The sequence below is a fragment of the Pseudomonas sp. FYR_7 genome, assembly GCF_043106155.1.
GTDB classification, from domain to species: Bacteria; Pseudomonadota; Gammaproteobacteria; order Pseudomonadales; family Pseudomonadaceae; genus Aquipseudomonas; species Aquipseudomonas parafulva_B.
Window position 1 is genome coordinate 16,696 of sequence record NZ_JBICMI010000056.1, and the last position, 12,213, is coordinate 28,908.

The following is a 12,213-nucleotide window of genomic DNA, read 5'->3' on the forward strand; positions in this document are numbered from 1 at the left end:
CTCGGCCGTGTGCAGACAAGACTGGAGGAACGGGTATGGCTCATCTGAAGGTCATTGAAAGCGATTTTCCATACGGAGGTTCCACCAAGAAGATTTTCGGTATTTTCGATTCCGATGCTCGTCGACCACACCTCGCAGGAACTGCGTTCATCCTGAGAAAAGCTCTGGATGGGGCGCGTTCTTCGACGCTGCGCACCTACGCGAATTCCTTAGCTCCTTTTTTGCAGTTTGTAGAAAATGATGTCGTTGTAAAAGAGTGGGATAATGTGTCGGATGAATACATACATTACTATTTTGTCCATGTTCTTATTGGTCAGAAAGGCCTCGCTGGACAGTCGCTACAATTAGTTAGAACTGTGCTCACGCTTTTTTATGATTGGGCAGTCTCGTCCGGTTGGACCCAGCAAAAACGGCTTATCTCAAAAGGAACGATTGAAGCCCTAAGGAGTAGGGTTGAAATTGAGGTTTCGAAGAATAATTCGATCGATAAGTACAGATTATTTTCGCAGTACATTTCCGAGGGCGAATTTGACTCTCTGCTGAGTTGGGTATCGATGGGGCATGAGTTTGAGAAAAGCAGAAATATCATCTGCTTGCAGTTGGGTTACCTAAGTGGGTGGCGACGCTCAGAAGTGGTCGATCCAGCTAACATGTCTGTAAGAAAAATAGAGGCTGCGATGAAGGTGGCCGACAAGAAGGGTGACCCTGGAATGAAAATCTCTGTAATAGGAAAGGGCAGAGGTGGAGGTCAGGCACGTACGACTTACATCCCTCCCCGATTGAGAGAACATATAGAAAGATTCATTAAAGGGCCACTGCGAAGGTCCAAGCCTCATGACTTGCTCATAGCAAAACGGGATGGTAGCAGATTGGGAGACCATCACTGCAGCTATCTCTTCAATAGAACAAGAAACGCTTTGCAGATGGGGAGCCAGGATTTCGACAGTGTCAACATGTGGTTGGAATCAATGAACCGCTGTTTCCATTCGCTCAGGCATAGCTATGCTACCAATATGGCGCGGTACCTCAGGGAGAACGATTTACCGATTCAGATCCTGCAGGATCTTATGGGCCACAAAGACTTGGAAACGACGATGACATATGTGCACTTAGAAGCTATGTTGTTCAAGGAGCAAGGCATTCCATGTTGACGTGGGTCTCTAACAAAGGGTCAGAGGGAATGAATAATGGATTCAACAGGAACGTATGAATCCAACATCTTTGATATTGGCAGTGTTCATGATGACTTGATACTGGTGGTGGACGGTGTTGAGCGTCGTAGAATTCCCGTTCCTTCTACCCTAAAGGAGGATTCAGTATTCATAGCTCTACGCAGGCTGGTTAATTCATATTATCTGTATAGAACTTGGTCTTTGAGTCGTTACGAGTCCGCTTTTTATGCGCTGGATTATTTTTGCGAAAGTTTCAAAAATGCTGAAAATTTAGTTCTTGAAAACGGGTGCTTTTTACTGTCTAGACGCACGGGTAAAATATTTATTGATCACTTAGTCTCAAAAAAGCTCGCTGAGTCGACAATTTATAACCATTCTGAGGCGATGAAAATCCTGTTACAAAATTGTAACTCTGCTGAGTGTTCAGGCTTCCTTGATGTCAGCGTCGAAACATGGCGGAGGACTAAAGAAATTTTGGATGACTGGCCCAAGATTTGTAAGCCTGAGACATTAAATCATCGGCCGGGTTTAACTGAGAAGTTTGAGATCAATTGCGATGAGCAGCAGTGCTCATGTCGGTAAAATTATTTTGCCCCTGGTTTTTGAGTGAGTGTCACCGCATACGCAAAGAATTCAGGGAGCGGTGCCCTGAAGAATTTCAATGGTTATTGCAACAGGCGAGCGTTCAGGATCGGCGACGTGCGCTTGAGCGGCCAGCAGTGACATTAGGAGTAAGAAGTAGTGGACTGGAAAACCAAGTGTACTCAAATTTGATTAACGCAATGAAAAATATTGATTCTCCTTTGTACTACGAGACGGTGTTATACAAAGGTGTCCTCCTAGATGTGCCGGGTGACGAATGGAATGAGAAAAACGGGATAATGGATGGGCTCGGATTGACTTTCCCTCAACCCGTTATTGACTATGGCACTTGGGATAAAGATAAGGTTGTATCTCGGCTTGAATCATTTCAGTGCGCATTAGGAATTACTCGGCGCCAAAGAGTTAAGCCAGGAGAGAGAAAATTCTTTAAGATGCGCGCGTTGTTCTCACCGATGTTCATGTTGATTCCATCACCCGAAGAGAAGATGGTTATTTCCTGGTTGCTTGCGGCGGAGCGCGTTCAAAAGTCTAATTTGTCTAGGATACGCATGCAGGATGTACAGAAAGTTAACAGCTCGATTAGCGTCTCCTCTTACAAGGGGCGAAATTCTACAACAGCTTCAGCATATTTTCGAAGGGGGGATCCGGCCTACGTTGCTCTGATGGAGTATAAAGATGATACGATGTTTGGTTATGAAAGTGGATTAATCGATAGGGTCGATGCGATTGAGGATGCTGCATTTATACCAGGATTAAAAGAGGCCTGGTTTTTGTTTTATAGGCACAAAATTAGCTGTTGTTTATTTCTTCCATTAATTGTTCAGTCGTCAAATACACAGAGGGCGTATTTAGAGCATTGCAGCCGAATCAGCACGACAGCATGTCCGGATTATTTCCTAAAGTGCATGTCATCTGCCGATGAAGTTAATGCAGATTTTTTTAGCAAGAGGAATACCCGAAAACGCAGCATGCATCAAATAAATAAAACGGGCTCGCGTATTGAGGAAGAGACGGATGATGGTGATGCTGAGACAGGTGCCAACCCAGGATCACGATCACTTGGACCACAGACGGTCGCTCAAACATGCGTTTTAGGAAATGACTCAGCACGGGCCATGAAGTCATTTCAGCATCTAGAACTAGATGAACAAATGGCCGTAAAGTTCGATGAAAGTCAAGCAGTGGATGACCGTATCCATGCAGCCCGAATGAGACACAGTCTCAGTAGTGAGGGCGTCTATTCCGACTTTTCAAAGTGTAAGCAAAAAGTTGAGGTTGATCAAAAGTTTGGAGCCTTGGTCGGGTCGGAAATGCGATCAATTGCGGCGAAGGTTGCTGAGTCAATGATTGAGAAGTCTCGCATAGTATCACTCCATCAGATCGAGAAGCTGTTGAAATTGACAGGCAATGACGATTCAAACATGTTGTCTGACGAACAGGTATTTGAATGCGCTCAGCTCCAAGAGTTTGTTGTGGATAAAGTAGGGCTTTTTGAAAAAGATGGTATGACTTATGTCGTAAAAACGCCTCTTGTTGCAGCATTAATCAAGGGAAAGATTGATCATATTGAGAGGGGCTTCGCGCGATTGGTAAATGACAATCCGTTGCGGGTCAAAAAGGTGCTCTCACTTCTAGTGTTCTATAAAGCGCTGCTGAATGAGTTTGGAAAAGATGCTGTGAGGTTAGGCATTGAAAAGTATAGTCATTATGAAATATCTTTTTCCGATCTTAATATATAGAGGGCCTATCCCATGAGTGTGAAAGCTGACCCTCTCGAGGAATATTTTCCTAGTGCGGCCGAGTTGCGGGGAATTGCGCAAGGAAGAGGAGAGAGTGCATTTCAGTTTGCTGAAAATGTATGGCCAGTGAAAACATCTGCGGGTGAAACTGGAATCTTCGACTTTTCAGCTTTGAATGTTAGAGAGAAAATGATTGTCGCAGCTAAGGAGTTGTTTTTAACTTTTTGTAAGGTCGATGTGGATGGGTCGTTGGTATCCTCCTATTGGGCTAAGTACAGAGTAAAACGAATTATTACAATACTCGATCAATACATGACAATTGCCGGCATTGACCGAGTGTCTGATTTGCAGGTGGGAAATATTGAGGATTTGTTAACAAGAAGTCTGTTGGGCGAGTATGATGAGGAGCGATCCATTGCCTATACAACTTACGAGACGATGATTACCACATTGTCTAAATTTAAGGAGGGCTTTCTCAATCGAGCCATCGAAGACGGCCCTATCGCAATGCCATCTCCGAGTCATTGTTATTCTCTCGCTCGGAACGTCTTGGAAAAATCAGGAAAAGACTATGCTGAATGGGTTTGCGGCTCAAAGTTAGATGGCCTCCCAATGTCATTGCTTATGGTCTTGCTTAGTGAGGCTATTTCGATAATTCATTCGGACTTGACGAAATACCTGCTAGCTTTCTTCCAGTACCAAAAAGATATAATATCACAGGGGTTTCCTCTGGCTAATGGATATCGCAAGAATCGAGGGGTATATTTTACTCCTGAGAAAGTAAACAGAATCCACAGATTTTTTTTATCCGACCTCACCGCGAAGTACCCGAAAAAGGTCGATCATATGTATGTGGTATTGCCTGAGTATTGCGCCCGTGAGTGTAAAGTCGATTCAGTGAACGAGCTTCCATTTAAAAAGTGGCCGTTTAAGACTGTAAAGGACATGTATAGGCACATACAGCGTGTGTATGCGGCCGGGTTCATAATTTTTTCATGCGTCACGGGCGCAAGGCGCGACGAGCTGGAAAAAATACGCGTATCTGATTTGCTCCGAGAGAAGGATGGCAGCTATTTGTTCAAGTCAGATATCAATAAAACAAATCATGGAATACCGACTATCCGTTCTATTACCGGATTGGCGGCTGACGTCGTCGAAGTTTTAGAGCGACTGTCTCTTGAGGATAAAACCACTACTGATCTCCCGTTGTTTTGGGCTCCCCAAGGGTTGTCATTACAACTCTACGGCCAACCATTTCAATTTGCTTGTGGTACAAACTTAGCAGGAGAGCAGAATGCGCGTTATATGCTGAGGCGCTACATTACCAAGGATTTTCTTTCTGAATTTCCAGGATTGTCTTCCGAATTGGAATGCATCCAAGTTACCCCCCACCGCTTTCGCCATGCGTTTGCTGAGTTTGCTCTGCGCCGGTTTGATGGGAATGTACCGGATTTGATCCGTCGTCACTTTCGGCACCATTATGGCTCTTTCATGACCACAACTTATACATCCGGTAAGCTGTATGTGTCTGAAACATATTCTCCTGAAAAGATGGCGTTAAATTATTTGTCCGAACTCGGATTGAATTGGCTAGACAATAAGGAGCAGTTGTACGGCCCAATTGGCATGTTAATAAAACAGAAGCTAAAGGAGTGGAGTTTCCTTGCACCTGATGAGCTGGAAAAGGAATTGGCGGCTTGGTGTGCACAAGAGTTTACTGGTGAGTTTAAACCCATGGAGTATGGGTTTTGTGTCGTCCGGCATAAAACGGTAAAACAAGCAAATTGCAGGGATGAAGTAACAGGGGTTCCTGTATTTGAGAATTCCAGTTTGTGTACTTGTACCGGCTGTGTTCATTCACTTTCCATTGGATCGCAACGAGAGGACATAATCAGAATTGGGCAGAGTGTCAAAGAGCAATTGAGCTCCTACAAAAAATTAGGAATAGCTTCGCTGGTACAAGCATGTGAGAAAGAATTGAAGTATGCTGAGGCATTAATCAGAATAGTCAGCGTGAGTGATGGATGATGGATATTTTCGATCTCGTTGAAAAGCATAATTTCGACTCGTCACCTCCATGGCTGCTTGAAGCTTCGGCAAGTGAGGTTGCGATATACAAAGTGGCTAAAGCGCGTTTCGATGAGATCGCTGAGCAATTAAATGCAGGGCGCTTACTTTCTAAAAGACAGCGACAGCTGGTTAGAACCCAATTGTCGGCTTGCGCTGGGCTGAATGATAAGTATATTCATAAATCCAAGACACCTAAGCTGTATGAATGGATAGATCAAGCCAATCAAGTTTTGGAGCTGATTTCAAAGCGAAGCGATTCGTCCGCCTCGCACCTGAAACAAACGTCTAAAATGAAGCGTGATAATCTCATTGATAACTTCAAAAAACTGGAGGAAGAGTGTCGCAATTTTCGATCTCTGTCTATATCAACTATATGCCGTGAACTGGTTGATAATGCTATGATCTCTAATGCGTCTGAAAATGTGGCAACTATTCGTCGTTTGAAGTCAGAGCTTAAAGAGTCGCTTGTGCGCGAAGAAAACTCTGAAGAACGCGCTCGAAAGTGGCAAAGGGAATATAATTCGCTGCATGAACAATATGGTGCCCTTTTGAAGGCTTTTTCAAATGTTAAAGGTGCGGACGCGGCAGGTGATGCAAAGCCAGGCAAATTTTTGCTAGTCAAAAATGATCCAGATTAGTGAGTGGGGTAGTACGGGTGTAGCGCCGGTCAGCAGGTCAAAGAAATCCGGTAGCGCCTTGTCGCAGAGCTCGGCAATGCCGAGACTGTAAAATCCTAGGAGCCAGCAATTATGGCATGACCTTAGAGTGCTTTGGGCAAGTTGTGTATCCAGGTGCCCTCAAGTGTCGACCCAGGATACTTCCACATTGCTACGACGGTGGGGAATAGCCAATAGTGTTGTTTCCAGGAGAAATTCACACACTCTCGGGCAACCCTCTCTGCCGATAACCCTAAGACAGTTCGCCGTCTAACCCAGCGATCGTGAATTGGCTCCACGCGAACCATCACCCCAATCAGCCGCATGATTCGCATCGTGGTCACCAACCTTATCTGATGCAGCGACAGCTTGTCGCCAAAGTACATCCGCCGAATTTTCCCCATCGTTTCCATGCTGATCACCTGTGTTCTCCTACTCGGAAAATGAGCAGAAGCAGTTGAACACCTGGGTCAGTTTTCGGTCAGCGGCAACTGGGAAATTGCACCTGAATTGACCAAGCGTTTGCATCGCACTTGACCACCTGTTTGCATTCGACTTGACCAGCCATTTGCATCGGATGTGACCACTCAAGGCACGCAGTAACGGAGAGCTATAAAAGCGATGTGGGCGGCACCACCTGAGGCGTGCCATCAATGATACACATCCAGCCCCAGGCTCTGAGTGCTGACGTCTTGTTGAACTCGTTTACTAAATCGCTTGCGATTTCGCCGATGTCGGCTCGCAGGGCGAACTGCGGACGCATAGCGTGCATTACGTCCACTCCCATATCGCCGGCCAGAAGCTTGCACATCAGTCTGGTGCGTAGCTTCCAGGGAAGGCTCTTCGGACTTCAAAGCAGACTAGCTGAGTTGGCCGTACACCGTCGTTCCGGAACTCGGCCGAAATACTACAAAAGTGCGCTTTCGATCCAGGGGTCTGACGCCATTGCTTTGCGGTCTTCTTGTCCACTGCCCACCTTTTAGCCATTGTCAGTCCTGTACGGCTGACTGCATTTGGCCGATCTCAGCCAATTTCAGTAACGCCCTCGCGCCTGGCGACTTCGGCCATCGTCAGGTTGAGTGGAGGGCCCAGCATCTTGAGCAGTTCGGCTTTGCGCTCAGAGGAATAGTACGGCACAACGGCTCTCTTTCCGCCCCCGGGGTCTGGTTTCAGGTAAATCTGGCGAGGCGACAACTATCCTGACACCGGGGGCCCGGAAGAAGTCCTCTGTAGGCGTGGTCTCATTAGGAACTGCGCATGCTGAGCATATTTAATTGTCCGCTTTGGGTCGTTAGCGGCCGGTCGCGACTGAGAGCTTTCGACCCGAACCTGCCGTTCACGAAAGGCAGATATCGGCCAATAGCTGCCCTTCATGATGGGTAGCTATCGACCCGAAGCAGACCTTCGCTAAGGGCTGCAAACGGCCAAAAGTAGACTGTTTGATCAACAAATAAATCTGTCCCCTTTTTTCGTGCCCTCAGCCGCCAAGGTTGGGCATGGCCGATCAGTCCATGGGGGCCACGCTCAGCCTCTAGGCAGACCTTCATCAACTGCGTGGCCTTTCCCGAAGCGGTTTTCCGGCGATCATTAGCATTTGACGCTTGTCTAGCGCAGACTTGATCTCATCGGGCTTGCCAGCAATCGGCGATGCATTGTCATACCGCATCACCGGCAAGTTCAGGTACTGCGCTTCGATCTTGGCGCAGAACGCCTGAAACGCTAGCCAACTGCTGCTAGCGGCTTGCGGATAGACACGTTGCCGCTCAACGGGTCTGGCTGAGTATGATGCGATCAAACAGACGGTCGCCAAGCCAGACGCGCATGCGGATCAGCATCTTGGCGAATTTGCCGATGGCGTAGCGTGTACGTGGGTGGCTGCTGGCCACTGCCTTGGAAACCACGTCTGCGATCACTTGTGGATCGCTGCCAGTGCCATGCCCATAGGTGCTCTTGATCGACTTGGCCACCATCTGCACCATCCGTCCGTAGAGGCCACCAGTCGAACGCTTGATGATGGTTTCGGTTGCGCCGTCGCCGAAGCCCGTCTTGATCACGCCAGGCTCGACGATTACAACCTTGATGTCGAACTCGGCCATAAGCGGCCAGTCGCAGCTAGCCGCTTTGAACTAGGTAGCCACCAGGTATCGTTAGCTACAATCCGTTGGTCGTCACCTCTCGCGACATTTGAACTGGCGACGCAGGAAGTTTCGTCTATAGTAATTTTTACCTCAATGAGCTGTAAAAGAAAATCGCTAGCTTTCAGCAACCTTGCGATTACAGATGTGCGCTTCACGACACCAATCATCGTCTGTCTTGATTTTACTGGCTAGATATACGATGAGGCTTATATGCAGTTTGGGGAAGTTCGTTACGACAGAAATTAAAGGAGCGGAAAAATGACCTCACCTGATAAAGAAGTAACCCCATTAAAAAAAACGATGAATCCTAAGGATCGCGGAAACTTCACGGAGTTGAAGGAGATTCAGTTGGACTCATTGAGCGAAAGAGAGAAAGTTCTCTATCGCGTGATCAATGAGCTCGAAAAGCAGCTAAACAAACTTCAGAAATAGTTTGTGCCCCGTGGAGATCGGCATGGGAAAAATTCCAATAGAGCGGAGCGTTGGGCTTTTGGAAGCCAGAAGGCTTTTAGAAGGGACACTGCATTCTTATGGAATTGAATGGGAAATCGAAGTCACGGGGCAATAGATATTCACCGCTAAATGCACCTTGTATAATGCGAGCGGAGAGCTCATAGACTATGGATATGGCAAGGGGAGCAGAAATGAGTCTGAAATCGGAGCTATGTTTGAATCAGCAGAGCACTGGTTTAGTAGGTTTTCGAACTCCCAAAACGAAAACGTCCAGTACCAAAGCTCTCATGCATATATAAGGAGCACAAGCTTAACTATCAACCTTCCGTTATCTGTAATCAGCGACACGCCCGCCGGAAATATTGCGCTCCGAAGTTACGTTCAAATAGGAGGTTCTACAAAAGTTCTTTATCCTGTTGCTCTATCCACCCCCAAATATGTGGACGACATACTTACTGATTCTCAAAAGCACCCGCTTGATTCTTTTGACTATTCAAAAATAGATAGATATTGCACAAACAGCGGTGTGGCCATAGGTAGCAATGAGCTGGAGGCGACGATTCATGGGTTGCTGGAGGCTATAGAAAGACACAGCTTATCGAAATTTCTAGTGAGAGTTTTTTTGGCAATGGACAGTAGCGCTCTTCGGGTCATAGATAAAAAAACGCTGCCAGGCGCGCTTCGACAAAAAGTACAGTGCGTCGAAAAGGAGGTTGGGCATAGCATACTTATAATTGAGCTTGAAAATGAATTTAAAGTTCCCGTATTTTGCTCAGTATTAAGTGGCAGTAGATTCCTTGTCGAGGTCGCCGGCTATGGTTGCTCTCTATCAAGAGAACATGCTTTATATAGAAGCCTTCACGAGGTCGCCCAGTGCTATCATGCGAGCGCTGTCTTCTTTCGAGAGCAGTTTCACGACAAGGCAAATAACATTATAAGTAAGCTGTCGCACTCTGAAGCTCACCTTAGGTGCGCTAAATTCAAAATTAAAGAACAATGCCAGAAACTAGGTTTTTTTGATGTCTCGTTTCTGAACACACCGGATTATAATGTACCTGAGTCTCTGCATTCCTACTTAGAATGCCTTGCAAAAAAAATCGAAAATACTGGATGTCGAGCATTTTCTTCAATTCTGAACACACTTTGGGGTGGGCAGGTAATAACGCATAGTTTCATTGAGACCCAAGACCATTTTTTTTGCGTGACAGAAGGGTGCTTTGTTTTTCCAAACCAAATTTGACTACTTGACTTGCGCGGCCGATTTATATTTAAGAGTTAGGCTTGCTTATAACCTGCACGAGACAAAAAAACAATCAGCTCAACACTACTTACAAAGCTAATCCCAATATTTTTATAGGCTAGGCGCACCTGCACTACCTCGCCGGTCTGCGGGTCGAGCTGCACACCGCCGCCATGGCGACGATCGCCGGTGGACACGCGCAAGCCCGGGGAGCGCTCGGTGGGCAGGCTGATGCCCCAGTTGCTAGCGGTCGGGTGGTGTTCCTGCAGGTAGGCCACGGCGCGCTCTGCCGCCTGCGCGGGTGTTACCTGGGTAGTAGGAATCTCCGGGTGCATCCAGTGGTCGATTTCCTTGTCGAACACCGCCAGGGTGCCGGTGACGAAAATCGCATACAGCAACCAGCCGAAGATCAGCCCGGCCCAAGTGTGCAACCAGGACATCGATTGGGTGAAGGTCTTGCTCTTCATGTCATACGCCCCCTGCCTGCGGCCAGAACGCCACCAGCGCCAATGGCCCGGCCAGTGCCACCGCCGCCCAGGCCCGCCAGGCATCGCGACTGGCAAAGGCCCAGAGGATCGCCGCGGTGTAGAACACGAACGCCGGCAACGTGGCGACGATCACCGCATCGCTGGGCGACAGCGGCAGCACACGGGCCAGGAAGGCGGTGACCGCATAGGTGAACAGGTAGCCGCCGAGCAGCGCCGCGGCGCTGCGCGACAGGATCGACAACCAGGCAGGTGCAGTCTTGATCATTCGAAGGTCCTTTTGGGTGTTCATGCCATCGGCAGGCGCAGGTTCAGGCGCAGGCCAGGTTGGAGGTTCTCGGCCCAGAGCTCGCCGCCCTGCAGTTGCACGCGACAACGGGCGATGCTCAGGCCCAGGCCGAAGCCGTCGCCACCGGGACGGGCGGCGTCCAGCCGGGTGAAGGGCTGGAAGATGCGCTCCAGGGCCGCCTGGGACACGCCAGGGCCTTGGTCGTCGATCCACAGGTGCCAGTGGTTGGCGTGGCGTTGGCCGCCCAGGCTGACCTGGCCGCCCGCCGGCGAATGGCGGATGGCATTGCTCACGATGTTCTCCATCGCCTGGGCCAGGCCATTGAGGTGACCGCGCACCCTGCAGTCGGGCGCCAGCGTGGTGGGCATCTGTTCCGGCTGCCAGCCGCTCTCGAAGCAGGCGTTCTCGCGCACCACTTCCCACAGCGCATCCACCTCGACGACATCGGCCGCCAGCTGTGGCCGCACGTTATCCAGCCAGACCAGCTCAAGCGTGTCGTCGACCAACTGGCGCATGCCTTGCACTTCGCGCAGCAGGCGGTCACGCAGGACGGTGCAATCGCTCTCGTTCTCCGCCGCCATGTGCAAGCGCGTCAGGGGTGTGCGCAGTTCATGGGAAAGGTCGGCGAGCAGCCGCTGTTGCAGCACCACGGTCTGCTCCAGGCGCTCGGCCATGTGGTCGAAGGCCCGGCCCAGGTCGCCCAGCTCATCCTGGCGCCGGCTGATCACCGGGTCGACGCGGGTCGCCAGGCGATCAGCGCGCAGGGCATTGGCCTGGGCGCGCAGGTGCGCCAATGGGCCGATCAGCACGCGGTACAAGAGCACGCCCACCAGCAGCGCCAGCACACCGGGCAACAGGCCGTGGACCAGCACCTGCAGCAGCAGTGGCAAGGTGGAAGGCATGTAGCGCTGCGGCAATTGGAGTACCAGCGTGCCCGGCACCGACGGCAGCGGCACGCCAATGGCCGGCAGTTCGACCGAGCGCTGGCTCATCGGCCAGTCCACCTCCCTCATGAATGTCACGTAGCGCCGTTGGGCCGGGGTGAGTGGCTGGCTACTCAGTGACTCGAGCTGCGCGCCGATTACCAGGGCCCAACCGCCCTCGCGGCGCTGCAGCTCACTGATCCAGCGGTCGACGCCAGCGCGCCCTGCCTCCTGCCACGCCGCCTGCGCCTCGGCGGCATAGCCGCGCAGGACCTGGCGGGCTTGCTGGCTCAGGTGGTTGCTCTGGCGCTCCAGGTGCGCGCCGCTGTAGCGGCTGAGCCAGATCAGCAGCAGGCAGAAGACGATCAGCAGCACGCAGAGCCTCCACAACAGGGAGTGACGGCCAGGAAGGCGCAGGGTTGATAGTAGGTTCACGGTTCACCTT

The 12,213-nt window shown here is 49.8% G+C and carries 10 protein-coding genes and 1 pseudogene; 7 read left to right on the forward strand and 4 right to left on the reverse strand.

Annotated elements, in window-relative coordinates; all coding sequences use genetic code 11:
• The first annotated feature begins 35 nt into the window (after positions 1-35).
• The 5 genes from ACF8R3_RS14705 to ACF8R3_RS14725 are packed head-to-tail and all read left to right on the forward strand — an operon-like array spanning position 36 to position 6,222.
• Positions 36-1,151: a tyrosine-type recombinase/integrase gene (locus tag ACF8R3_RS14705; protein ID WP_392515795.1), complete on the forward strand. Its 1,116-nt coding sequence runs from the start codon at positions 36-38 to the stop codon at positions 1,149-1,151.
• A 36-nt stretch (positions 1,152-1,187) separates the two neighbouring features.
• Positions 1,188-1,754: a hypothetical protein gene (locus ACF8R3_RS14710; protein WP_392515796.1), complete on the forward strand. Its 567-nt coding sequence runs from the start codon at positions 1,188-1,190 to the stop codon at positions 1,752-1,754.
• Positions 1,745-3,514, forward strand: a complete 1,770-nt coding sequence (locus ACF8R3_RS14715; protein ID WP_392515797.1) for a hypothetical protein — start codon at positions 1,745-1,747, stop codon at positions 3,512-3,514. Before ACF8R3_RS14710 ends, ACF8R3_RS14715 begins: the two co-directional genes overlap by 10 nt.
• Before the next feature lie 12 nt (positions 3,515-3,526).
• A complete protein-coding gene (locus tag ACF8R3_RS14720; RefSeq protein ID WP_392515798.1) occupies positions 3,527-5,542 on the forward strand; it encodes a hypothetical protein in 2,016 nt (671 codons plus the stop codon).
• The gene (locus tag ACF8R3_RS14725; protein WP_392515799.1) at positions 5,542-6,222 is read left to right on the forward strand and encodes a hypothetical protein; all 681 of its coding nucleotides are present in this window, start codon (positions 5,542-5,544) and stop codon (positions 6,220-6,222) included. The genes ACF8R3_RS14720 and ACF8R3_RS14725 overlap by 1 nt, the downstream gene beginning before the upstream one ends.
• Before the next feature lie 1,781 nt (positions 6,223-8,003).
• On the opposite strand, the gene ACF8R3_RS14730 is transcribed toward ACF8R3_RS14725, so the two are convergent.
• Positions 8,004-8,336, reverse strand: a complete 333-nt coding sequence (locus ACF8R3_RS14730) for a hypothetical protein (RefSeq protein ID WP_392515800.1) — start codon at positions 8,334-8,336, stop codon at positions 8,004-8,006.
• Positions 8,337-8,636: 300 nt separating this feature from the next.
• Between ACF8R3_RS14730 and ACF8R3_RS14735 the strand changes: the two genes are divergently transcribed.
• Positions 8,637-8,810 (forward strand): hypothetical protein, encoded by a 174-nt coding sequence (locus ACF8R3_RS14735; protein ID WP_392515801.1) that lies wholly within the window; start codon positions 8,637-8,639, stop codon positions 8,808-8,810.
• Between the two features lie 157 nt (positions 8,811-8,967).
• Entirely contained in the window at positions 8,968-10,071 is a 1,104-nt protein-coding gene (locus tag ACF8R3_RS14740) for a YcaO-like family protein (RefSeq protein WP_392515802.1), read from the forward strand.
• A gap of 122 nt (positions 10,072-10,193) precedes the next feature.
• Here ACF8R3_RS14740 and ACF8R3_RS14745 read toward each other — a convergent pair.
• The 3 genes and pseudogenes from ACF8R3_RS14745 to ACF8R3_RS14755 all read right to left on the reverse strand — a co-directional run.
• Positions 10,194-10,538 (reverse strand): annotated as a pseudogene (locus ACF8R3_RS14745) (PepSY-associated TM helix domain-containing protein); the annotation flags it as partial.
• Between the two features lies 1 nt (position 10,539).
• Entirely contained in the window at positions 10,540-10,824 is a 285-nt protein-coding gene (locus ACF8R3_RS14750) for an iron transporter (protein ID WP_181104781.1), read from the reverse strand.
• Positions 10,825-10,844: 20 nt separating this feature from the next.
• Positions 10,845-12,143, reverse strand: a complete 1,299-nt coding sequence (locus ACF8R3_RS14755) for a histidine kinase sensor domain-containing protein (protein WP_392515803.1) — start codon at positions 12,141-12,143, stop codon at positions 10,845-10,847.
• Positions 12,144-12,213 lie beyond the last annotated feature (70 nt).